Genomic DNA, 23,106 nt, shown 5'->3' with positions numbered 1-23,106 from the left:
CTCTAATTTCTAGCTTTTCTTGTCCACAAAATGAGTCAGGTCAAGATTTACGGCCTTCAGGAGCCGTTGCGGGTGATTCGGAACCAGTTGTCGGATGTGATTCAAGCGTGCGTGGTTGAAGCGCTGCAATTTCCACCAAACAAACGTGCCCACCGGTTTTTTTACCTCGAGCCGGACGATTTCTTCATGCCCGAAGGTCGTTCGGAAGACTATGTAATCATTGAATTGATGATGATTGAAGGACGGACCGTTGAGACGAAGAAAAAGCTGATCAACCTGCTGTTCGAGCGTATTAGTCAGCAGATTGGCTTGTCGGTCAATGACATTGAAATCTGCATTCTGGAAAGCCCCGCCCATAACTGGGGCTTTCGGGGCAAACCCGGCGACGAGGTAGGGCTGACGTACCCAATTAAGGTGTAAGCGATGGTGTTGCATATCAAAGTCAAACCTGGCAGTAAGGTTGACAAGCTGCTGTACGATGCTGCGGGTCAGTTGAATGCCAAGATAAAAGCCCCGGCCCAGGACGGAAAAGCCAACCTCTACCTGGTCGATTACCTGGCACGGCAGTTCGGCATTCCTAAATCGTCGATTGAGCTTGTTTCTGGTTTTACGAATCCGCACAAAAAGCTGAAGATCAACGCGGACGAAGAAGCCGTCGCACGAATTTTGTCAGGTTTGGAAGGATTCAAATAAGATTTTCCGCAAAACGACAAAAAAACGTCTGGTTACTGTGACTTTTCTTGGCTGTTCGCAACTAATGTCCTTGAATTCATTCGTTGTCTTCGTCCGTGAACAGGGAACCGTTACAAAAGGAATTTGTCCAGCTGATCATGCTTCACCAGAAGCTGCTGCACAGCCTTTGCAGTCTGTATTATCCACTACCCGAAGACCGGAAAGATCTTTTTCAGGAGATCGTGCTGCAACTCTGGAAATCGTACCCTTCCTTTAAACACCAGTCGAAGGCCAGTACCTGGCTATATCGCGTCGCCCTCAATACGGTTTTTGCCCGCATTCGCACCGAAAAATCACGCCCTCCAAATGAGTCGTTCTCGGAACAACTGTTGCAAATTCAGGAGCCGACAGACGATCAGGAAGCGGCTACGCAGGAATTGTACCGGGCCATCAACCAGCTCTCTGATATCGATAAAGCGCTAATTGTGCTGTATCTGGAAGAGCGAAGTTACGAGGAAATGGCTCTTCTGACGGGTCTCAGCCGGACCAACGTAAGTACCAAAATTGGTCGGATTAAAGTCCGGCTCGGAAAGCTAATCAAGAAAGAACTGCTATGAACGACGAACTGAAACCGCTGTGGAACGCATACAAAGACAAGATAGGGGAGCAGGCGCAGTGGAGCGAAGGCGAGCTGTTTGGTTTGCTTGAAAATACTGCCCTGCGGACGCCCTGGTATAAACCGTACCAGCATATGGTTCTTAATTTTTGTGTGGGATTTCTACTGCTTGGCATTACATCCGGCTGTTAATCAATGGTTTTTTTGCATACACACGGATTGGCTTTTATTCGTTGGGATGTAGCGTCCCAAATTACAACGCTGGATATTTTCGGATTTACGTTGCCGATTACATGGTATGGTTTACTCTTTGCTGCGGGCTTTCTGATCGGTCAGCAATTGATGATCTACTTGTATCGTCAGGATCAGAAACCGATTTCTGAGGTGGAAACCCTGACGTTGTATGTTGTGCTGGCCACGGTTTTGGGAGCCCGGCTGGGGCATTACCTCTTCTATGAGTGGGAGTTGCTGTTGGCATCACCCAGTGCTTGGGCTGTTTCGATGTTCAGCCTGCCTTTCCGGGGACTGGCCAGCCACGGGGCAACGATTGGGATTTTGGTGGCTTTGTATGTCTACAGTCGCAAGCGGAGCGATCAGCCTTTCTTGTGGATTACGGATCGGATCGCCGTGGTGGGGGCTTTGAGCGGGGCGCTTATTCGGCTGGGCAACCTGCTCAATTCCGAGATTTACGGTCAGCCGACATCCCTGCCCTGGGGTTTTGTGTTTGTGCGCGAAACCGATCCGGCCCTGCTGCCGCTTGTTCCCCGGCATCCGACCCAGCTGTACGAAGCGCTTTTTTACCTCTTTCTGTTCGGCCTTACATTTTATGGGTGGAAATACAAACGACACCACCGGGCCGACGGTTTTAATACCGGACCGTTTCTGGTTTTGCTCTTCAGTTTTCGGTTTCTGGTAGAATTTCTGAAAACCAATCAGGAAGGTTTCGAAGCAGCCATGTTGTTGAATATGGGTCAAATCTTGAGCCTTCCCGTTGTGCTGGTTGGTCTGTTGATTTGGGTGAGCAGCCGAAAAGGGCGCGCCTTACGGTTTCCATTGCCTTGCTAAACTGAGCTGCCGGGCGTAAAGCCCCGGCCCGTGGGTGTGAATAAAGTCCAGTGCCTGGTTGACATCGGTTTCAAATTCGATGTAGTAGTCAGGATCAATCTTCTGAAGTTTCTTCAAAATCGAGTCCGCTTTTTTGGCGACAAAGGCGCACACGTGTTGGTTATGGTGATTCAGGTACGCAAAATGGCTCGGCTGCATAGTGAAAAAGGCCGTCAGGACATACAGATTCAGCTCCACCTCCCCATACTTATCTTTCGTAATCTTGACGTGGTGGGTAATCGCTGAGCTCAGCGAACGCAATGCTTTCAGTAACCAGCCGTCGGGATGGTTGTATTGCCCATTAGCGGTTGCGGCAATCTTCTCTTTCAGTTCATGCCGCCGTTCTTCGGTTGTGGTTTCTCCCTCGATGAGCACGAAATGCAGCCGCTCCACCAGGTTCTTATCTTTGGCCACAAGCCGGAGAAGCAGCTTGTCTTTTTCGTTTGACGGTAACTTTAAAATCTCCTTCTTGAGGTCTTTGTCGAGTGCGGGCATTTCCTATGTATTTCCAAATTTTACCGAAATTAGGAAATAGTAGGATATGTGGAAATAGACCTGCCAGGTTTTCAAAACCTGGCAGGTCATATCATTTCATTGATTACACCCGCTGAAACGCCACAATCGCGTTGTGTCCGCCAAAACCGAAGGTGTTGCTCATGACCACATTGACCGGTTTGTGTACGGCTACATTCGGCGTCAGATTCAGGTTGGGGCTGATGCGTTCGTCGCGGTTTTGCAGGTTAATCGTCGGCGGAATGGTATTGTGCTGGATCGCCAGAATCCCGGCCACTGCTTCGATGGCTCCGGCAGCTCCGAGCAAATGGCCCGTCATCGACTTGGTAGCACTCAGGTTCAGTCGTTCGGGGCTTTCGCCAAAAATCTTCTGAATGGCCTGTGATTCACTGAGGTCGCCGATGGGGGTAGACGTTGCGTGAACATTCAGGTAGTCTACTTCCTCCGGTTTCAAATTGGCTTCGCGCAGGGCTTCGGTCATGGCTAGCGTAGCGCCCAGGCCTTCGGGGTGAGTGGCCGTCATGTGGTAGGCGTCTGCCGTTGCGCCTGTACCAACCAATTCGGCGTAAATTTTAGCCCCCCGGGCTTTGGCGTGTTCGTATTCTTCCAGTACGATAGCGGCAGCACCTTCACCCAGCACAAAACCGTCGCGGTCGGCGTCAAACGGACGGGAAGCGCTCGCCGGGTCATCGTTGCGTTCCGACAAGGCTTTCATGGCGTTGAAACCGCCCACGGCTACTTCCGTCACCACGGCTTCGGAACCGCCGGCGATAATGGCTTCGGCTTTGCCCAGCCGGATGTAATTGAACGCATCGATCAGCGCGTGCGTGGCCGAAGCACAGGCCGAAACGGGTGCAAAATTGACGCCCCGAAAACCGTACCGGATCGAAATCAGGCCAGAAGCCATGTTGGCAATCATCTTCGTGATGAAGAACGGATTGAAGCGCGGATTGCGGCCACCGGCACCGTAGGCAATCACTTCTTCCTGAAAACTGTACATCCCGCCGATGCCTGACGCCCAGATGACGCCCACGCGATTGGGATCAACGTGGTCACTCACCAAGCCTGCATCCTTCACGGCTTCGTCGGCCACCACGAGCGCATACTGGCTGTATTCGTCCATTTTGCGGGCTTCTTTTTTGTCAAAAAACTGGAGCGGATCGAACCCTTTTACTTCGCAGGCAAACTTGGTTTTAAAGTGGGTGGTTTCGAATTTGGTGATCAGCGCGGCACCGCTGCGGCCCTGCACAAGACCGTTCCAGTATTCTTCTACGGTATTTCCAATTGGCGTCAGAGCGCCCAATCCCGTTACGACAACTCTTTTCATGGGGTAAGACGGTTTTGAGCCGTCGTTATGTATAGATAAAATAAGTCTTACAATCGCTCGACGGCCCGGTTACGGCAATCGGTCAGCAATTGCTCATTGCCGAATAACTTAACCAGCAGCAGCGACCCCTGGATTTCGGCCGCGGCCTGCTGGGCGAGTTGTTCCGCCTTTTGTTTGGAATGGTGAGTCTGGTAAATATGCGCCAGCGCAGCCGTCGCGTTGTTGAAATGAACACGCAGCGGTTCCTTGAATTCCTCCGTTATCAAAGCCGTTTCCAGCACGGTATTACCCATCAGGCAGCCGCCTTCCGACCGCCTGATTCCGTTGAACAGGCTATCCAGCAATTGTTCCAGTCGCTGTTTTGGGGGCATGGTTTCGTTGAAGGCAACCGAAAAAACATGCTGCTGGTTGACATCATTGGCGTACCAGAGCACTTCTTTCATCAGAACTTCCTTGCTGCTGAAATAATGGTAAAAACTGCCTTTTAGCAACCCACACGCCCGCGCCAGATCATCCATCGTGGTCCGGTGGTATCCCTGCCGTTTGAAAAGCAGCATGGCTTTTTGCAGAATTTCATCCCGTGTAACTTTCTGAATTGGCATGGCACAAATCTAACAACCCAACATGGTTTTACCAAACGTTTGTTTGGTAAAATTGCTGAGCTGACATTATACGGATTAAAAGACTAACAGGAGGTAATGCGTATGCACCACATCATTCGAAGAAATCAATCAAAAAATAATGACTGTGGTAGCCATCTTAGTTAATCCTTAAATCTGTGTAATCCGAGTTCTGACCTATTATCTTTGCAGCATGACTTTACAAAATGATCTGTTGCTGCGGGCAGCCCGTGGCGAAAACGTGGAACGGGTTCCGATTTGGTTGATGCGGCAAGCGGGCCGGATTCTGGCTGAATACCGGGCGGTCCGTGAAAAGGCCGGTAGTTTTATCAAGTTGGCTACTACACCGGAGCTGGCGGCCGAAGTGACTATTCAACCTGTTGATATTCTGGGTGTTGATGCCGCTATTATTTTTTCGGATATTCTGGTGGTGCCCGAAGCGATGGGGTTGCCGTACGAAATGGTTGAGCAGCGCGGACCGGTTTTTCCGCAAACCGTTCGGAATGCGCAGGAACTGAAGCGCATCAAAGTTGCCGATGCCGAAAGTGATCTGGCGTACGTACTGGAAGCCATCCGGATCGTAAAAAAAGAATTAAATAACCGGGTCCCACTGATTGGTTTTGCCGGGGCACCGTTCACGATTTTCTGCTACATGACCGAAGGCAAAGGTTCCAAAACCTTTTCCGTGGCCAAGAAGCTACTCTACGCCGATCCGGCATTTTCGCATACATTGCTTCAGAGAATAACGGACAGCACGATTCAATACCTGAAAGCGCAGGTGCGGGCTGGGGCCGATCTGGTGCAGATTTTCGATTCCTGGGCCGGTATCCTGTCGCCCGATCAATACCGAACGTTTTCCTTGCCGTACATCCAACAGATTTGCGATGCGGTTGCGGCAGAGACGGGGGTGCCGGTGACGGTTTTTGCGAAGGGTGCGTTTTTTGCCCGGCAGGAGATTGGTCAGCTGAACTGCTCGGTTGTAGGGCTGGATTGGAACATGGACGCTGCTGAATCACGGCAGTTGATTCCGAATAAAACGTTGCAGGGTAACCTGGACCCCTGTGTATTATACGCTAATTATGAGCAGATCAAAAGTGAGGTGAAGAAGATGCTGCAAGCCTTCGGAACGCAGCGGTATATTGCTAACCTGGGCCACGGCGTTTACCCCGACACGGACCCGCAAAAAGTACGGTATTTTATCGAAACCGTTAAAGAATACTCCGCATGAGCCGTTCGGACAAAAAAGTAGAAGCTATTTTCAACCGGCATACGGAAGCAGAAATCGCGTATTTTGATGCGCCGGAAGAAGCCATTCAGTTTATGGAAGAAGGGCTCAAAAGCAAGGAAATACAGCCGGTTGCGGTCATCGCCAACTACAAAGTGGTCTGGCGGCACCACAACAACCGGGGAAAAGCCTACACCGACGATTTTATCAAGGAAATCCGGAAACGGGCGGAATAATCAACGGCTCGCTTACTGGCGAATGGCGTTGTCGTTGAATTTCTCCATCATGGTTTCCGGTTGCTCCAACTCCGTAAAACCGTATTGCTTGTAGAGACCGTGGGCATCGCGTGTGGCCAGTAGCCAGCGCCGGATTACCTGCAGTTCGGGGTGGTTCATGACGGTGGCCATGAGCCACTTCGACAGGCCCTGCCCGCGGTATTCTTCCAGCACGAACACATTGCCGAGGTAAGCAAAGGAGGTGAAATTGGTCAGTACCTGGGCGTATCCAATTTGCTTCTCGTCGTCGTACAGGCCAAAGTTCAGGGTGGAATTCTCGATCTGTTTTTGCAGCGTTTCCCGGCTGATGCCCGTTGCCCAATAAGACCGGTTGGTCAGAAAATCGTGAATAACATCGAGTTGCAACCGTGCCGGATCGGTGGAGATGCTAAAGTTGTCTTGTTGAACTTCCATTTTTATAGTAAATTTTTCTCAACGGCTTCCGCTTTCAGTCGCACTTTATCGATCGGAACCACCCCGAGGGATTCACACACCAAACCGCCCGCCAGATTCGATAAACCGGCAATGAACTGGGGCGGCAAACCGAGCGCTACGCAGCAGGCGGCTACGCTGATGACGGTATCGCCCGCACCTGACACATCCGAGATCTGCCGGACGTGGGCTGGGCAACGGTGTTTTTCGCCCCGAAAATCGATGAAAACTCCCCGTTCGGACAGCGTGATTAGCGCACCCTGAATGCTCAGCTGGGTTTTTAATTGGTCGATGGCATTCTGAAGTTCGTCAGCCCGCGAAACATCGAAGTCAATTTTTAAACCTTCCTTCAACTCTTTGAGGTTGGGTTTGAAAAGTGTGGTGTGACGGTAGGCCAGAAAATTCCGTTTTTTAGGGTCAACCACCGTCGGAACACCCCGTTCATTCGCAAAAGCCGTAATCTCGGTAATCGCTTCCGAACTCAGTACGCCCTTATCGTAGTCCTGAAAAATAACCACCTGGCAGGTCGGAATGAGCAGTTTCGCTTTATCAATCAGGAGGTTCCGTTCGGTTTCGGTAATGTATTTATCAGTTTCGGTATCCACCCGCACCACTTGCTGAGAACCCGCCATGATGCGCTCCTTGATGGTCGTAATCCGGGTGTTGCTGCGAATCAATCCGTCGCAATTCAGTCCGCGTTCGGTTAGCTGGCCAATCAGCCGGTCGCCCGGCTCGTCGGTTCCGATCACCGAGCAGATGATGGCTTCGGCACCCATCGCCTGGACGTTCAGAATCACATTGCCCGCTCCACCCAATCGCAGCTCCCGCCGTTGAACGGTAACGACTGGCACGGGCGCTTCGGGCGAAATCCGGTCGACGCGCCCCCAGACGTAGGAGTCGAGCATAACGTCGCCAATAATGAGTACGCGGAGCGATTGAAACGCTTCAAAAACTTCTTCGATCGATGAATTATTGACCGGTTGGGTCATCATTAACGTGTGTTTTATAAAACCGTTACTTTAACAACGGTTTGAGTTTTTCGGTCCAGATTGCATACCCCTTGGGGTTCATATGCAGGCTGTCGGCCCGGAACAATTCGCCTTTGATCTGCCCATTGGCATCAAGCATCGGCGTATAAATATCGAGGTATTCGGCCCGGGATTGTTTCGCCAGGTATTCCTTAATCAGCCGATTGGCTTCGATGGTAATCGGCAGGAACTTCCGGCGTGACGGGCTGGGTTTCAGCGAAATGAACACAATCGGGGTTTTAGGCAACGATTTGCGAATTTTCGTGAACAGCGTCACAAAGCGGTCGTGAACTTCCTGTGCCGTTACATTGCCACTGGCTACGTCATTTTCGCCGACGTAAATAATGATCTGCTTTGGTTTGTAAGGAATGATGGCCCGGTCGGCAAAATGAATGACATCGGGAAGTTTCGAACCGCCAAACCCACGGTTGAGCACCACTTTGTTCGGAAAATCCGATTTGAGGCTTGCCCATAACTTAATGGAGGAGCTGCCGGTGAACAGAATGGAATTTTTGGGCGGGGGCGTCGTTTGGTCCTCCTGCTCAAAAGCGACGATCTCTTTTTCAAATGGAACGGGTTGCTGGGCGAAAGTGACCAACTGAACGGCAAACACCAGGAAGAACGCAACGGAAAGCGATTTCATACGGAATAGGGTCGTGTAGGGCTGAATAAACTGCATAGAATAGAGCAGGGCTATAGGAACTGAACAACCGACTCCAGACCCATGCCGCGGGAGCCCTTGATGAGAATTGCCGTGTTTTCAAACGGGTGATCCATAATCCAGTTGTGCAGCGAAAATTTGTCCGGGAAATAATACGCTTTCGGTAGTGCCGCCAGGGCGTAGCGCATATCCTGCCCGGCCAGAATAACGGTGTCGAACTTCCCCTCCGCAATCAACTCGCCAAGGGCGGCATGTTCGGCGGGGCTTTCGGCACCGAGTTCGTACATATCACCCAGAATCACCACTTTTTGGGACGCTTCCAGCTTCATGAAGTTGCGGAGGGCCGCGGCCATTGAACTGGGGTTGGCATTATAGGCGTCCATGAGCAGGATATTAGTGCCTTTCCGAACGACCTGCGAGCGGTTGTTGGTCGGGTTGTAAGCGGCCACGGCTTCGTTGGCATCTGCGGCCGGAACCCCAAAAAACTTACCGACGCTGAGGGCCGCTGCAATGTTGTCAAAATTGTATTGACCCGCCAGATGCGTTGTCACAACCTGCCCGGCTTCGTCTTTAAAAACGATGACTGGGTTGTCGGCAATGATCTCGTATTGATCGGTCAGTTGGTAAAAAATCGCTTCGCGGAATAAGTGTTCTTGTTGCATCGCCATCAACACCTCACTCTGGGCATTGACAAAAACCGTTCCGCCAGTTTCGGCCAGGAAATCGAACAGTTCTCCCTTGCCCTTCCGGACGCCTTCAATGCCGCCGAACCCTTCAAGGTGAGCCTTGCCCACATTCGTAATCAAACCGTGCGTGGGTTGGGCAATGGAGCACAGCTGCCGGATTTCGCCCTGGTGGTTCGCGCCCATTTCTACCACTGCCATCTCGTAGCTTTCGTCAATGGCCAGCAGTGTCAGCGGAACGCCAATGTGGTTGTTGAGGTTTCCGAGGGTCGCGTAGGTGCGGTGTTTTTTTGATAAGACGTTGAGAATTAGTTCTTTGGTGGTGGTTTTTCCATTAGAACCCGTCAGGCCAATAATGGGGATTTTCAGCCGATTGCGGTGGTAGCGGGCCAATTCCTGCAAGGCCGTCAAACCGTCGTCGACCACCAGATAACGGCTGTCCGTTGCCAGGTCCGGATTGTCTACAATGGCGTAGCGGGCTCCTTTTTCCAGCGCATCGTTGGCAAATAAATTACCATCGAACTTATCGCCCTTGAGCGCGACATACAGACAGCCTTCTGTAATTTTGCGGGTATCAGTCGAGACGCCCGCGCATTCGCGGTAGCGGTCGTATAATTCAGGAAGGGAAATAACCATTTTCCGGCAGGAAGTAAACCAACGTTGTGAATCTATTCGTTATGCATTAACCGTACGTCCTCCTCATTTTGGGCACTTGCTGCCATACGGTTAATGCGCCAAAGTTACATGAAAAAGCTGTTTACCATACTTTGTTTCTTGATTCTTCACCGGGGGCAGGCTCAAACCGGAAGCTTCTCGTTTCGCTACGACACCGGTCCCCCCGTCAAAGTGGCGAACAAGGAGCTGGCGAACCCGTGGGCGGGCGGAATCAACGGAGCACAATACTCAACCATTCACCTCGATACCGATACCATTCCGGATCTGGTGGTCTACGACCGCCAGACGAGCCGGGTTATAACCTTTCTGGCTGAAAAACAGCCGGATGGGCAATACCATTGGCGGTACGCTCCGCAGTACGAAGAGCAATTTCCGGCCATTACCCACGGCACCTGGATGTTGCTGGTCGACTACGATCACGACGGAAAAAAAGACCTTTTTACCCATGCCAATGGCGGCCTTAAAATTATGCAAAACACGTCTTCCAACGGTCGTCTGTCGTGGAAAACCATTGCTGATCCGGTCTATCACGAAGGACTTTCGGGGACGCTGAATCTGTACATCAATTCGGTGGATATGCCAGCCATTCTGGATGCCGACGGCGATGGCGATATTGATATTCTGACGTACGACATCAATGGCACAACGGCCAATTTGTACCAGAATATGAGCGTTGAGCGGAAAAATGATCCGAATGGGCTGGATTTTAAGCGCATTGGATTTTGCTGGGGGTACTTTCGGAGCGCCGACAACTGTGACGAGTTCCTGTTCGGACTGGATTGCGATTATGTCGGCAATACTGTTGAAACCGAGCCGGATAAATCGGGTGCCCGGGTCAAACACAACGGAAACTCCCTGCTGCTGGTCGACGTGGACGGTGATGGTAAAAAAGACCTGCTGACGGCTCACGTCACCTGCCCGAATGTGTCGCTGCTGCCCAATGCCGGCGGAAACGGAGCGGCTACGCGGTTTACCCGCTTTGTTAGTCGCTTTCCGGCTTCCAATCCGATATCCTTCGATATATTTCCGGCGCTTTACAGCGAAGATGTTGATTTTGATGGGGTCAAGGATTTGCTTGCTTCGCCGAATACGTACGGTAATGAGGGCAATCTGATCGACTACCGGGCGTCCAGCTGGCTTTACCACAATGCCGGAACGAATCAAAAACCCGATTTTCAATATGTCAGTAAAAGCTTTTTACAGGACGATATGATCGATTTCGGCGAGAACGCAACGCCGGTTTTGGTTGACCTGGATGGCGACGGCGATATGGATTTACTGGTCGGGAATGCGGGTGTGCGGGGCACCAACGGTTATCGGGCGAGCATTGCACATTTTGAAAACACCGGTACCAAAACCCAAGCGGTTTTTGAGCTGCGGACTACGGATTACCTGAAACTTTCCGAACAATTTCAGGTAACGGACCTGAAACTGGCCGTTGCCGATGTGGACGGCAACAATAGCCTCGATTTGATTTTTACCGGCAATTCGATCAACCGGGCACCGGAAATCCGGTACATCCTGAACCAGGCGGCCCGGGGAGCGGCTTTTCAACTCGATGCCACAAAGGTCCAGCAAATTCCGACGCCGGATCGGTTGGGAATCAACGATATGCTGGCCTGGTTTGATGTGGACCGCGATGGAAAATCCGATTTGTTAGTTGGCAAACAGGCCGGGTCGATCGAGTATCACCGCAATACGGGTACTTCGACAGCGCCCCGCTACGCGTTGCAGCAGCAAAATTACGGTCAGATCAGTGCCGTGGTGGGGGCAAACAGTCCGTCCATTGTGGTGGCCGACTTTAACGGGGATCAATTGCCGGAATTGCTAACCGGCACCCGCGATGGGATACTGAAATTATACCAGCTGCCGAACCAACCCGGCGATAAAATGGTCTTGTTGGATTCGACGCTGGTTATAAATGCATTAACGCAGGTTGCCGACAAGGCAACGCCCGGCGGCAACCTGACGCTGACGGCTGCTGACCTCGACGGCGATGGGTTGGCCGAAATCCTGGCTGGAACCAGTACGGGCGGGGTACGTTACCTGCGGAACACATCAGAGAAAGTAATCGTGACGGGGCCGGAAGACGGCGAAACGGGCAAGCCGTGGGTTTATCCGAGCCCAACGGATCGGTTTTTGCGGATCAGCACGTCCGCGAGCGGTACGGTTCAGGTGCTGAACCTGCTGGGCCAACCCGTTACCGCTTCGCTGGCGGTGCGGGCTAATACCGAAGCAACGGTTGATCTCGGAACGTTGCCGGTAGGCGTATACCTGGTTCAGCTAGTGCGCGATGGCCAGCCGGTTCGGTACCAGAAGGTCATTTTGTCGAAATAAAAAGGGCCGAATCGTTACTTTTGCCCATCTCTACTAAATCCTCTGGTATGCTTGTTTTTGTAAACACTCCATTGACTGAGTCCGATAAAGCCTATTTTCGCCAGCATTTGCCTGCCGACTACGAAGTGATTTTCAAGAAAGACCTCCCTGAAGACGAGCAACCGGCGGCTTTTCGCCGGGCCGATCTGGTGTTGGGCAATCCGCCCGTAGCCTGGTTTTCGGAAGGTAATAATTTGAAATGGTGGCAGTTGGATTCGGCAGGGTTTGACGGTTTTAAGCATATCCAGCTGAACGCGCCGGTAACAAATATGGGCGACTACTTCGCCTGGCCCTGCGCCGAAACCATCGTGGCGGGTATCTTGGCCTTTTACCGGGACATTCATGAGCTGGGGGTTTTGCAGACCCAGAAAAAGTGGGTGGGCGTGCCATTGCGGTTTAAATTGGGCTTGCTCAAGAAGAAGAAAGTTGTCATTCTGGGGTCGGGCACGATTGGCCAGGCGGTTCGGCAAATGCTGACCGGGTTTCAATGCGAGGTGAAGTTTTTGGCCCGGACCAACCCGGATGCGGAGCTGCACACGCCGGAGGAGTTGAAAGCTGAACTGCCCCAAACCGATCTGGTGGTCAATTGCCTGCCGGGGAGCGCCAAAGGCTTTTTTTCGGCGGAACTGATTGAGGCCATGAAACCGGGCAGCGTTTACGCCAATATTGGACGGGGCACTACAACGGATGAAAAAGCGTTGATTGCGGCTCTGGAGCGGGGGCATCTGGCGGGCGCGGTTCTGGATGTTACCGAAGTAGAACCGCTACCCACTGATAATCCCCTGTGGACCATGTCTAACGTCATTCTGACCCAGCATACGGGTGGAGGGCAAGCTACTGAAGATCAGGGTAAAATGGATCTTTTTCTGCAAAATCTGGAACGGTTTCGGAACGGTCAGCCGCTGGAGAATCAAATCGAATTATCGAAAGGATACTGAGCCCGGCCATGAAACATTTACTAATTGCGGTCTGTTTTTTTCTGGCTACAGCGAGCTTTGGACAGACATTATCCAATCCGCTGCTGCCCGCTGGGGCCGATCCGTGGAGTATTCATAAAGACGGTTTTTACTATTACACGCATACCACCGGCCGGAACCTGACGCTCTGGAAAACCCGGTCGCTGGCCGACCTTAAAACCGCAGAGAAGAAAGTGGTTTGGACTCCGCCCGCAACGGGCATGTATTCCAAAGAAATCTGGGCCCCCGAACTGCATTTTATCCGGGACAAATGGTACCTGATTTTTGCCGCCGACGATGGTCATAACCGTAATCACCGGTTATGGGTGCTGGAAAACGACTCCAAAGATCCGCTTCAGGGATCCTGGACAATGAAAGGACAAATCAAAACCCCCGGTGATAAGTGGACTATTGATGGGTCAGTTTTTGAACACAGGGGGCAGCTGTACCTGGTCTGGTCGGGATGGGAAGGCGACGAAAACGGGCAGCAGGATATTTTCCTCTGCCGGATGGAAAACCCGTGGACGGCAACCGGCCCGCGTGTCAAGATTTCGTCGCCCACCTACACCTGGGAAGTGGATGGAAAGATCCCGAGACCCGGCCCGGACGACAAACCGGTTGTGTTGGTCAACGAGGGGCCGCAACCGCTTCAACACGGCAATCGGCTGTTTATGATCTTTTCCGCCAGCGGCTGCTGGACAGATAGTTACGCCTTGGGAATGTTGTACATCGATGGCGATAAAGACATCATGGACGCTCGAAACTGGACCAAGCATGACCAGCCGGTTTTTAAGGCCGTAAATGTGGACGGCACGCACGCTGCCGGTCATAATTCGTTTTTCAAATCACCCGACGGCACCGAAGACTGGATTCTGTACCACGCCAATTCTGAACCCGGGCAGGGGTGCGGAGGGCACCGTACGCCCAGAGCGCAGAAATTTACCTGGACCGCCGACGGCATGCCGCAGTTTGGCCAGCCGCTCCCGACGAATGTAACCATACCGGTTCCCAAATAAAAACCGCTGGTTGTCAGTCAGAATACGGCGTCACCATCTCATCGACGTAACACCACAGCCAGGCTTCGCCGGGCTCAGCGGAGGCAATGACCGGATGATTGGTTTGTTGAAAGTGTTTGGTAGCGTGTTGGTTGGGCGACGAGTCGCAGCAGTGCGTCTTGCCGCAAAGCTGGCAGGTACGCAGGTGTACCCACGAGTCTCCGGTTTTGATGCACTCTTCACACACCGCCGGTTGATTGGGGAGTGTGACGGTTTCGATCTCATTGAGGTGTGAACAGCTTTTGCGCTTCAGCATGAGTTTTCTAGGTTTCGGCTAAATATTTATGAACAAAGCTCACCGCCATAGCCCCTTCGCCCACGGCGGAAGCCACGCGGTTCATGGCACCAGCGCGTACGTCGCCCGCGGCAAAAATCCCGGCACTGCACGTTTCGAGTAGGTACGGGTCGCGCTCCAATTTCCAGAACTCTTTGTAGTCCTTGTATTTTGCCAGATCGCGACCCGTTTCAATAAATCCTTTGCCGTCTTTAATGATATTTACCTCAATCCAGTCGGTGTACGGTTTGGTGCCGATGAAAATGAACAGGGCACTGGCGGGTACTTTCCGGCGCTCCTGGGTGGTAAGGTCCTCCAGAAGCAGGCATTCCAGTTGCGCTTCTCCCAGTCCTTCCACCACGCTGGTGCACGGCAGGATGTGAATATTCGGGGTGTTTTCAATCTGATCGATCAGGTATTGCGACATGGTAGCCGTCAAATCGGGTCGCCGGATGACGATGTAAACTTCAGCGGCCGTCCGGGAAAGGTACATAGCACCCTGACCGGCTGAATTGCCTCCGCCCACAATGTACACCGGCTTATCTTTAAACGCGTACGCTTCGGTAGTTGCCGCGCCATAGTACACGCCCGCGCCCGCCAGCCGATCCAACCCCGGACAATCCAACTGATGATACGAAACGCCCGTACTGAGCAGAATGCTCCGGGCTACTACCTCGTTGCCGTTGCTGAGCTCAACGTGTTTGTACTGTCCTTTCGGCTTGATGGCCACTACCTCCTGCGGAGCCAGAAATTCTACCCCGAAGCGGGTTGCCTGCGTAATGGCGCGCCGGGTTAGTTCGGCACCGCTCAAACCGCTCGGAAAACCGAGGTAATTCTCAATGCGTGAACTCGTCCCCGCCTGACCACCCGGGGCGCGTTTGTCTATCAGAATCGTTCGCAGGCCTTCAGAACCAGCATAAACGGCTGCGGCCAGCCCGGCTGGTCCGGCACCAATGATGGCCAGATCGTACAGCGATTCGGCGGCTTTGGGGCTTAAGCCCAGCTTTGTGCCCACGTCCTGCATCGACGGTTGTTTCAAAACCGTTCCGTCTTCCAGCAGGATAACCGGCAGTTCTTTGGTGTCAATCTGGTGCAGCCCGGCGAGTTCACGAGCCTCCGGATTGGCTTCGAAATCCAGCCAGCGGTACGGAAACAGGTTGCCCGCCAGAAAGTCTTTCAGGTCGTGAGTCTGGGGCGAAAACTGGTAGCCAATCAGCGTAAGTCCTTCAAAATGGGGGCGGAAGCTCGATTGCCAGTCATTCAGTAGTTCGTCCAGCACCGGATACAACTTTTCCGTAGGCGGGTCCCACGGTTTGTTCAGGTAATAATCCAGCTGCACATCGTTGATGGCCCGGATGGCGGCTTCGATGTCCGAATACGCGGTCAGCAGTACGGTTTTGGCATTTGGATATAGCTTTCGGGCCTGGAGCAGAAAATCAACTCCCAGCATCTCGGGCATCCGCTGGTCCGATAAAAACAAGGCAACTTCTTCGTTCTGTTTCTTCAGCTCAACGAGCGTTTCCAGCGCTTCGTTGGCCGAGTTCGTGGCCAGAATCTTATAATTTTTGCGGTATTGAGGGCGCAAATCCCGCTGGATGGCCTGCAACACCGCCCGGTCGTCGTCAATGGCTAAAATGATGGGTAGTTTCATCGTATTGGATTAAGAAAGAAATCGAAAGAAAAGGAGTCAACCGCAGCATCGTCAATCCTCGGTATGGTTTGTCTTTTCGTCTTTTCCTCCTTCCTGAATAGGTAAACACACTTTAAATTCCGTTCGGCCCGGTTCCGATTTGACGTAAATCCGTCCGTTGTGGTGACGAATGATTCCCTGCACAATGTCCAGCCCGAGTCCAGTACCTTTGCCGATGGCTTTGGTAGTAAAAAACGGATCGAAAATATGATCCAGGTTGCTGGCCGGAATGCCTGATCCGTCGTCGATGATGCGCATCAAGACAAACGGATGGTCCACTTCGCCGGTAATCTGCAAATGGCCGCCGTTGTTCATGGCGTCGATGGCGTTGTCGATCAGATTTGTCCAGACCTGATTCAGTTCGCTGGCAAATGCCTCGATCGTTGGGAAATCGTCCGGGATCGTGATCTCAACCTGAATGTTTTTTTCTTTCAGTTTATGCGTCAGCAACACCAGCGTGCTGTTGATGCCTTCACGAATGGCGATGCATTCCGGCCCCGTTCCGCGGTCCATGTGCGTATACGACTTGATGGCGTTGACCAGCGACGCGATGCGTTTGGACGCTTCTTCAATGTCGGTCACTAGTCGTTCGGTTACCAGGTTGTTGACCAGCCAGTTCAAAATCGTGGCCCGGTTGTCCGGGGCAACGCCTTCCAGCAACGTATCCAGGTCGTCGATGGTAAAGCCAAAATCGATCAGCGAGCTGGTCAGGTCGTCACTGTCGGAGACCTGATTGTCATCGAACCAATCGAGCAGTTCGTCTTCCAGCCGGCTGCGTTCCAGCAGCGACAACCGTTTGCCATCCGACGGGGCATTCACTTTGGCAAACAGCATCGTACTCACCCGATCCACCATCTCGTTGGTTACGCGCAGGGCCATCACGTTTTTAAACCGTTCGGGCGTATTGCGCAGGTGGGCCTTCAGCGTGTCGGAACTCCGGACCACCGCCGACACCGGGTTGTTCAGCTCGTGCGCGAGCCCCGCCGACATGCGGCCCAGTGCCATCATTTTATCGTTTTGCTGGTGTTGTCGCGTCGTTTCCCGCACCCGCGTGGTCATGACCTGCACTAGCGTTTGGGTCAGTTCGTACTGCGTCTGAATCATCTCGCGGAAATGATCGCGGTGCAACCGCAGCACGGTAGTTGGTCCTACGGTTTCCCAGTACGCAATCGATTCGACCATGCGCGAGAATGGCAATACCCCTTCCAGCGATCCCTCATCCGCAAACCAGACCTCCTGCTGCTGGCCCTGCTGGTAAATGTAAAACCGAATCTGGCCCGCCAGCAGAACCATAAAATGGTCGGTTCGGTCGCCGATTTTATACAGGATGGTTTCCGCCGGGTAATCGCAGCAGTCAGACCGTTCAACCAGCCAGCGCAACTGCTCTTCCGGGACGGACTGAAACATCGGATTGTTTTTCAGTGCAGTCAGGCAATCCATGAAAAGTTGTTTTGAAACCAAAAGATAGGAAATCGGGGGCTACTTCCCATAACTAACTTACTGATTTGCGGTTTTGGCTGGCGAATTGGGTCGGTGGTTTGTACTTTGCGGTATGAAGTATCTGCCCATTCTGCTCCTGAGCCTGGTTATGTTTCGGCCCGCCAAAGCCCAAATCATTCGATTTGCTTTTGTAACGGATACCCACGTTGGGGCGCCCGCAACGGCCATCGAAGACCTGCAACGTACCGTAAACGACATCAATGCCCAATCTGATCTGGATTTTGCGGTTTTTACGGGTGACGTTACCGATTTTGGGTCCGACGAGGAGTTTGCAACGGCGAAACGCATTCTGGACGGTTTGAACAAGAAATGGTACGTTTTTCCGGGTAACCACGACACCAAATGGTCGGAAAACGGCTGCAACAGTTTCCGGAAGGTGTTCGGGGCGGAGCGGTTTGCGTTCAATGTTGGAAAGTACCGGTTTATCGGATGTGGCAGCGGCCCCAACATGCGAATGGCGCCGGGATTGGCCGCCCGGGAAGATGTATTGTGGCTGCAAGCCGAAGTCGAGAAGCTGAAAGGCTCCGATCAGCCGGTGATTTTTATGAACCATTATCCGCTGGATGAATCGCTGGAAAACTGGTACCTGCTGATTGAGACACTGAAGAAAACAAACGTCCAGGCGGCTTTTTGCGGCCACGGCCATGCCAACCGCGCCCTAGACTTTGAAGGCATTCCGGGGACGATGGGCCGCTCCAACCTGCGGGCTAAAGATACCGTTGGCGGCTACAACATCGTGACCATCGAGAACGACACCATGACATTTGCGGAACGAACGCCCGGAGCCGTTACGAAATCCGTGTGGCGAACGGTTGCGTTGCAAAACCATCATTTCGATCAGCAAAAGGGTCAGTCATTTCCCCGGCCTTCGTACCAGATGAACGAGCAGTTTGCAAACGTCCAGCCAGTTTGGATGAAGCAGGACAGCAGCGACGTGGGGGCGGGTATCGTCGAAAGCGACGGTTTTTGCATTTACCCCAACACCCGGGGCGAAATCGTGGCGCTGGCGACGCAGGATGGCCGGGTGCGCTGGCGGTTTTCGACGGGCGGAAAAGTGTATTCAACGCCCATGATTCGAAAGAACCGGGTTGTTGTGGCGTCTACCGATGGCACCATCTATTGCCTCGATAAACAAGCCGGTCGGTTGCGCTGGAAACAGGAAACCGGTAAACCCATTGTGGCTTCCCCGCTGATTGATCGGAATACGGTTTTTATTGGCAGTTCGGAAGGGAAATTCCGGGCGTTGTCGCTGAAAGACGGCTCCCTGCGGTGGACGTTTGGTGGAGTGAACGGTTTTGTGGAGTCCGTACCAGTGGTGGATAAGCGGAACGTGTATTTCGGTTCGTGGGGCTCGTCGCTCTACGCGCTGAACAAAAAAACGGGTGATTCGATCTGGCGGTGGACCAACGGAAAGAGCCGCAACTTTTCGCCCGCAGCCTGTGTACCGGTGCTGGTCCATAACCGGTTGTTTATCCAGACGCCCGACCGCACGGTCACGGCTATTGATCCGCGCACGGGTAAAAATTTATGGAAAACCAGTCAGCACAAAGGGTTTGAGTCGATGGGCGTATCGGAAGATCGGTCGCTGATTTACATCAAATGCATGCGGGACTCGGTCTGGGCCATCCCGACGAACTCGCCCGACGGTCGGGGAACCTGGTTTGCCAATTGCCGGTACGGGTACGAAATTAGTCCGGGGCCGCTGACCGAGCGCGACGGCCTGATTTACGTGCCAACCGACGAGGGCGTCTTGTACACCATTGATCGTCAAAAGCACCAGTTGCTTTGGTCGCATAAACTCTCGAACGCGATGCTTAACCGGGTCTGGCCCCTGAAAAACCGGCAGGTATTGGTTACGACAATGGACGGAAAAATCGCTTTGTTGCGGCAATAAAATGGTGTCGTAAAAAAGGTCAGATCCGGTAGTTTCCGGATCTGACCTTTGAAAGGAGGGGAATCGAAACGATTTACCGGTTCAACGTGTAAAACTCGTACATGATTTTCCAGGTAAATTCTTTGCCCGGTTCAACCTTAACGGCAATGAACGGTTCGGGCGACAGGTTTTTGGGGTTTGACCAGAAGGCCAGTTTTGATAGCGGCCGATCCGCACGAATCCGGACGCCCGCGCCGGTTTTGGTGTTCTCCACCTTGAAATCGTAATCACTGGCGCTGTTTCCGTACCCTTCGATCAGCGTATAAATGCTCTCCCGGTCGTTGAGTGGGCGTAAAAAACGCAGTTCTTTACTCGTGCTCGCCAGAATGTCTTTTAAATCGTCGGTTGGTTTGATGGCAAACGGAAACTGCATCCGGAAATCCGGGCCGGAAGGCTGTTGGTCGATCACTAGAAAATTGTGGTTGTAAACCGCCGTTTCGATGGTCTTTTGGCCGGTATTTTTCAGCCGGTGCTCCAACACCAGCTCAGGTTTGCCTTTGGTAAGTTTAACGGTTTTTTCGTAGTTGTACGAATAACCGGCGGCATCTTTCAGAACGTGCATAAACCGTACCTGATCGTCCTTTTTCTGCACCGTCCATTTGCCCTTGTCAACGTGTTGGTAGGGGGCCACAAACTTGTACGGTCCGTCGTCGATCTTGCGCAGACTGCCTACTCCAATTTTGACAAACAGCTCGCCGGGTTTGGCCGGTTCGTAGCCCAGCGGATCAAACGCTTCAACCGGCCCCGTAATGGCGTCGTGCAGATACGGGTCGTACTGCCGGAACCACTGTCCGAAATAACTATGTCCCTTGTATTCCAGGCTGGCAATGACGCCCGACCAGTCGAAGCGGGTTCCTCGGTAATACCCCGTTGCCGTATCGGGCAAATACAAGGTAGCCTTTACAGAACCGTTCGCAATCACGGCCTGGGGTGCCTCCTCCATCGTCCAGGCAATCAGGAAAGATGTCAGAAGCAGGGAGAGGAGATGTTTGGTCATTTCTTGGTGTTTAGTTTACAGTTTTCGGTTGCTGGCGCTTTCTAATCGGGACCAAGCGGTTCCGATTAGAAAGCCGTTGGTTTTTACAACGCCTTCAGCAAGCCCCGGCGACGGAGCAACGGTTTGATGTCTGGTTCGGCACCGCGGAATTTTTTGTAAAGGGTCATTGGTTCGTCGGTACCGCCCCGTTCCAGTACGTTTTTGCGGAACGATTGCGCCGATTTCGGATCGAACAACCCCTTCTGCTTGAACACTTCAAAGGCGTCGGCATCGAGCACCGCCGACCAGATGTAGCTGTAGTAGCCCGCCGAGTAACCACCCGCAAAAATATGCTGGAAATAGGGGCTGCGGTAGCGCGGTGGAATCTGGTCGATCAGCCCGATTTTATCCATCGATTGCTTCTCGAAGGTCAGCACATCGGAGGGTGTCTGGTCGGGTTTCAGCGTGTGGTAATCCATGTCGAGCAGCGAAGCAGCCAGGTATTCAGTGGTTTCGAAGCCCTGGTTGAAGAGGCTACTTTTGTTGATTTTTTCAATCAGCGCGTCCGGGATTACCTCGCCGGTTTTGTAATGTTTCGCGTAGAGCTTCAGCATCTGCGCTTCTTCCGACCAGTTTTCCATGATTTGGGAGGGCAGTTCAACAAAATCGCGCGGCACCGCCGTTCCCGACAAACTTCCGTAGGTGACGTTGGACAACAAACCGTGCAGCGCGTGCCCGAATTCGTGGAAGAACGTGCGGGTTTCGTCCAGGCTAAGCAGGGCAGGAGCATCGCCCGAAGGCCGTGAGAAGTTGCAGACAATGGACACTACCGGGCTGATTTTTTGGCCTTTCTTGACTTCCTGCCGCCGGAAACTCGTCATCCAGGCTCCGCCCCGTTTGCTGGCCCGCGGGTGGAAATCCATGTACAAAATGCCCACGTGTCGGCCATCGGCTTCTTTTACTTCGTACCCAACCACTTCATCGTGGTAAGCCGGCAGGTCTTTCCGGGGTTCAAACCGCAGCCCGTACAGCCGGTTGGTCAGCATGAAAATGCCCTCACGTACGTTGTCGAGGGAGAAATACGGTTTCAGTTCTTCGGCATTCAACGCGTACTTTTCCTTGCGGAGCTTTTCGGCGTAGTAGCGCCAGTCCCAGCTCTCCAGTTTTTCGTTTTTCCCTTCCTTATCCATCAGGCTCTGCAATTCGGCGGCTTCCTGCTTGGTGACGGGCAGGGCTGCCGACCAGAGCTGATTGAGTAAATCCGTCACTTTAGCCGGGGTCGAGGCCATGCTTTCTTCCAGTACAAAAGCCGCGTGGTTGGCATAACCGAGCAATTGCGCTTTTTCGGCACGAAGCCGAACCATGCTGGCCATCAGATTCTTGTTGTCGCGGGCATCGTTGTGGTTACCGCGTTCGAGGTACGCTTTAAAAATCTGTTCGCGGAGCGCCCGGTTGTCGGCGTAGTGCAAAAACGGCATGATGCTCGGGTTCTGCAACGTAAAAAGCCACTTGCCCGGCTGATTCCGCTTCTTTGCTTCGTCGGCAGCCGCGCTTACCAGTGAAGCGGGCAAACCGCTCAGATCCTCTTTTTTATCAATGACCAGGGTGTAGGCGTTGTTTTCAGCCAGCAGGTTCTGCCCGAATTTCAGGGTCAGCACCGAAAGTTCTTCGTTGATTTTCCGCAGCCGTTCCTGCTTCTCGGCGGTCAGAGCGGCCCCGCCCCGCACAAATCCTTTGTAAGTTTTTTCGAGTAAACGTTGTTGTTCACCGGTCAATTTAAGTTTGGCGCGCTGATCGTAAACGGTTTTAACGCGCTTGAACAGGGCCGGGTTCAGCGCAATGTCGTCGCCGTTTTTGGCCAGCTTTGGGGCTATGTTCTGGGCGATTTTCTGAAGCGCATCGCTGGTATTGGCACTGTTCAGGTTAAAAAATACCGTGCTGACCCGGCTGAGCAGCTCACCACTGGCTTCGAGAGCCTCAATGGTGTTGGCAAAAGTCGGAGTCTGCGTCTGGCCGGTAATCTTCGCAATATCAGCGGCTTGCTGTTTGATGCCTTCTTCAAAAGCGGGTTCAAAATGCTCCGGTTTGATTTTTTCAAAAGCCGGTACATCAAACGGGGTATTATAGGCGCTAAAAAAAGGATTGGGGGCGGTGGATTGTCCATTCGCCGATTCAAAAGCCGTTAACAACATGGCTGATACCAACAGGGTAAGTGATATTTTCATCGAGGAAGTCGTTTGTTGAAGTAATCAAAACTACTGAATCGTGGCGCGAATGCCAAACGTCCGGTATTCTCTCCGACAAGCGTGGTCCTAAGTCTTTGATTCCAAAAACGATCGAGCGGGTTTAAACAGCAGACTCCTCACTTCATCCTTGATTTCTGCGATTTCAGGCGGTACGAAATTGATTCCCAGCCGGTTTGACCCCCATCTTTGTAATGTCCAAAGCGAACGAGTTCCGGATAGGTAGTCTTTAAACGCTTGCCCGGGTTCTGGCGTAAAGTTGAAACTACCGT

Annotated in this window: 23 protein-coding genes; 11 read left to right on the top strand and 12 right to left on the bottom strand. The window is 52.7% G+C overall.

Going from position 1 to position 23,106, the window contains the following annotated elements; genetic code table 11:
- The first annotated feature begins 30 nt into the window (after positions 1-30).
- The 5 genes from ACYVH9_RS13685 to lgt all read left to right on the top strand — a co-directional run bounded on the left by ACYVH9_RS13685 (position 31) and on the right by lgt (position 2,353).
- Positions 31-420 (top strand): tautomerase family protein, encoded by a 390-nt coding sequence (locus ACYVH9_RS13685; RefSeq protein ID WP_460636918.1) that lies wholly within the window; start codon positions 31-33, stop codon positions 418-420.
- Positions 421-423: 3 nt separating this feature from the next.
- Entirely contained in the window at positions 424-693 is a 270-nt protein-coding gene (locus ACYVH9_RS13680; RefSeq protein ID WP_460636917.1) for a DUF167 domain-containing protein, read from the top strand.
- Positions 694-788: 95 nt separating this feature from the next.
- Positions 789-1,289 (top strand): RNA polymerase sigma factor, encoded by a 501-nt coding sequence (locus ACYVH9_RS13675; RefSeq protein WP_460636916.1) that lies wholly within the window; start codon positions 789-791, stop codon positions 1,287-1,289.
- Entirely contained in the window at positions 1,286-1,480 is a 195-nt protein-coding gene (locus ACYVH9_RS13670) for a hypothetical protein (protein WP_460636915.1), read from the top strand. Before ACYVH9_RS13675 ends, ACYVH9_RS13670 begins: the two co-directional genes overlap by 4 nt.
- A gap of 27 nt (positions 1,481-1,507) precedes the next feature.
- Complete coding sequence (gene lgt / locus ACYVH9_RS13665) at positions 1,508-2,353, top strand: prolipoprotein diacylglyceryl transferase (RefSeq protein ID WP_460636914.1); 846 nt, start codon at positions 1,508-1,510, stop codon at positions 2,351-2,353.
- Here the strand turns inward: lgt and ACYVH9_RS13660 are convergent.
- The 3 genes from ACYVH9_RS13660 to ACYVH9_RS13650 all read right to left on the bottom strand — a co-directional run bounded on the left by ACYVH9_RS13660 (position 2,330) and on the right by ACYVH9_RS13650 (position 4,834).
- Entirely contained in the window at positions 2,330-2,887 is a 558-nt protein-coding gene (locus tag ACYVH9_RS13660) for a hypothetical protein (RefSeq protein WP_460636913.1), read from the bottom strand. The genes lgt and ACYVH9_RS13660 overlap by 24 nt on opposite strands.
- A 103-nt stretch (positions 2,888-2,990) precedes the next feature.
- Positions 2,991-4,232, bottom strand: a complete 1,242-nt coding sequence (gene fabF, locus ACYVH9_RS13655; RefSeq protein ID WP_460636912.1) for a beta-ketoacyl-ACP synthase II — start codon at positions 4,230-4,232, stop codon at positions 2,991-2,993.
- A gap of 47 nt (positions 4,233-4,279) precedes the next feature.
- Positions 4,280-4,834 (bottom strand): TetR/AcrR family transcriptional regulator, encoded by a 555-nt coding sequence (locus tag ACYVH9_RS13650; protein ID WP_460636911.1) that lies wholly within the window; start codon positions 4,832-4,834, stop codon positions 4,280-4,282.
- A 211-nt stretch (positions 4,835-5,045) separates the two neighbouring features.
- Here ACYVH9_RS13650 and hemE point away from each other — a divergent pair, with 211 nt between their 5' ends.
- Positions 5,046-6,080 carry a uroporphyrinogen decarboxylase gene (gene hemE, locus ACYVH9_RS13645; protein ID WP_460636910.1) on the top strand — a complete coding sequence of 345 codons (1,035 nt, stop codon included), beginning with the start codon at positions 5,046-5,048 and terminating at the stop codon, positions 6,078-6,080.
- Positions 6,077-6,313 carry a hypothetical protein gene (locus ACYVH9_RS13640; RefSeq protein ID WP_460636909.1) on the top strand — a complete coding sequence of 79 codons (237 nt, stop codon included), beginning with the start codon at positions 6,077-6,079 and terminating at the stop codon, positions 6,311-6,313. Before hemE ends, ACYVH9_RS13640 begins: the two co-directional genes overlap by 4 nt.
- Positions 6,314-6,325: 12 nt before the next feature.
- Here ACYVH9_RS13640 and ACYVH9_RS13635 read toward each other — a convergent pair whose 3' ends face one another.
- The 4 genes from ACYVH9_RS13635 to ACYVH9_RS13620 are packed head-to-tail and all read right to left on the bottom strand — an operon-like array spanning position 6,326 to position 9,792.
- Positions 6,326-6,766, bottom strand: a complete 441-nt coding sequence (locus ACYVH9_RS13635; RefSeq protein WP_460636908.1) for a GNAT family N-acetyltransferase — start codon at positions 6,764-6,766, stop codon at positions 6,326-6,328.
- Between the two features lie 2 nt (positions 6,767-6,768).
- A complete protein-coding gene (locus tag ACYVH9_RS13630) occupies positions 6,769-7,773 on the bottom strand; it encodes a bifunctional heptose 7-phosphate kinase/heptose 1-phosphate adenyltransferase (RefSeq protein ID WP_460636907.1) in 1,005 nt (334 codons plus the stop codon).
- 25 nt (positions 7,774-7,798) lie between these two features.
- Entirely contained in the window at positions 7,799-8,455 is a 657-nt protein-coding gene (locus tag ACYVH9_RS13625) for an SGNH/GDSL hydrolase family protein (protein WP_460636906.1), read from the bottom strand.
- A gap of 50 nt (positions 8,456-8,505) precedes the next feature.
- Complete coding sequence (locus ACYVH9_RS13620) at positions 8,506-9,792, bottom strand: UDP-N-acetylmuramoyl-tripeptide--D-alanyl-D-alanine ligase (protein WP_460636905.1); 1,287 nt, start codon at positions 9,790-9,792, stop codon at positions 8,506-8,508.
- A gap of 108 nt (positions 9,793-9,900) precedes the next feature.
- Between ACYVH9_RS13620 and ACYVH9_RS13615 the strand changes: the two genes are divergently transcribed.
- Genes ACYVH9_RS13615 through ACYVH9_RS13605 form a run of 3 tightly spaced genes read left to right on the top strand, consistent with a single transcriptional unit; the run spans position 9,901 to position 14,179 of the window.
- Complete coding sequence (locus ACYVH9_RS13615; RefSeq protein ID WP_460636904.1) at positions 9,901-12,168, top strand: T9SS type A sorting domain-containing protein; 2,268 nt, start codon at positions 9,901-9,903, stop codon at positions 12,166-12,168.
- Positions 12,169-12,215: 47 nt separating this feature from the next.
- Positions 12,216-13,145 carry a D-2-hydroxyacid dehydrogenase gene (locus ACYVH9_RS13610; protein WP_460636903.1) on the top strand — a complete coding sequence of 310 codons (930 nt, stop codon included), beginning with the start codon at positions 12,216-12,218 and terminating at the stop codon, positions 13,143-13,145.
- An 8-nt stretch (positions 13,146-13,153) separates the two neighbouring features.
- Positions 13,154-14,179, top strand: coding sequence for a glycoside hydrolase family 43 protein (locus ACYVH9_RS13605; RefSeq protein WP_460636902.1), 1,026 nt, complete (start codon positions 13,154-13,156; stop codon positions 14,177-14,179).
- Between the two features lie 13 nt (positions 14,180-14,192).
- Here the strand turns inward: ACYVH9_RS13605 and ACYVH9_RS13600 are convergent, their stop codons facing one another.
- Genes ACYVH9_RS13600 through ACYVH9_RS13590 form a run of 3 tightly spaced genes read right to left on the bottom strand, consistent with a single transcriptional unit; the run spans position 14,193 to position 17,589 of the window.
- Positions 14,193-14,474 carry a UBP-type zinc finger domain-containing protein gene (locus ACYVH9_RS13600; RefSeq protein WP_460636901.1) on the bottom strand — a complete coding sequence of 94 codons (282 nt, stop codon included), beginning with the start codon at positions 14,472-14,474 and terminating at the stop codon, positions 14,193-14,195.
- Between the two features lie 7 nt (positions 14,475-14,481).
- Positions 14,482-16,143, bottom strand: coding sequence for an NAD(P)/FAD-dependent oxidoreductase (locus tag ACYVH9_RS13595; RefSeq protein ID WP_460636900.1), 1,662 nt, complete (start codon positions 16,141-16,143; stop codon positions 14,482-14,484).
- A 51-nt stretch (positions 16,144-16,194) separates the two neighbouring features.
- Positions 16,195-17,589, bottom strand: coding sequence for a sensor histidine kinase (locus ACYVH9_RS13590; protein ID WP_460636899.1), 1,395 nt, complete (start codon positions 17,587-17,589; stop codon positions 16,195-16,197).
- Positions 17,590-17,734: 145 nt separating this feature from the next.
- Here ACYVH9_RS13590 and ACYVH9_RS13585 point away from each other — a divergent pair, with 145 nt between their 5' ends.
- A complete protein-coding gene (locus tag ACYVH9_RS13585) occupies positions 17,735-19,576 on the top strand; it encodes an outer membrane protein assembly factor BamB family protein (RefSeq protein ID WP_460636898.1) in 1,842 nt (613 codons plus the stop codon).
- 73 nt (positions 19,577-19,649) lie between these two features.
- Here the strand turns inward: ACYVH9_RS13585 and ACYVH9_RS13580 are convergent, their stop codons facing one another.
- Positions 19,650-20,612 (bottom strand): hypothetical protein, encoded by a 963-nt coding sequence (locus ACYVH9_RS13580; protein WP_460636897.1) that lies wholly within the window; start codon positions 20,610-20,612, stop codon positions 19,650-19,652.
- 83 nt (positions 20,613-20,695) lie between these two features.
- Complete coding sequence (locus ACYVH9_RS13575; protein ID WP_460636896.1) at positions 20,696-22,816, bottom strand: M3 family metallopeptidase; 2,121 nt, start codon at positions 22,814-22,816, stop codon at positions 20,696-20,698.
- Positions 22,817-23,106: the final 290 nt, after the last annotated feature.

The organism is Larkinella harenae, assembly GCF_054780515.1.
The sequence above is the reverse complement of the archived record's forward strand: the minus strand, read 5'-3'. Positions and strand labels throughout refer to the sequence as shown.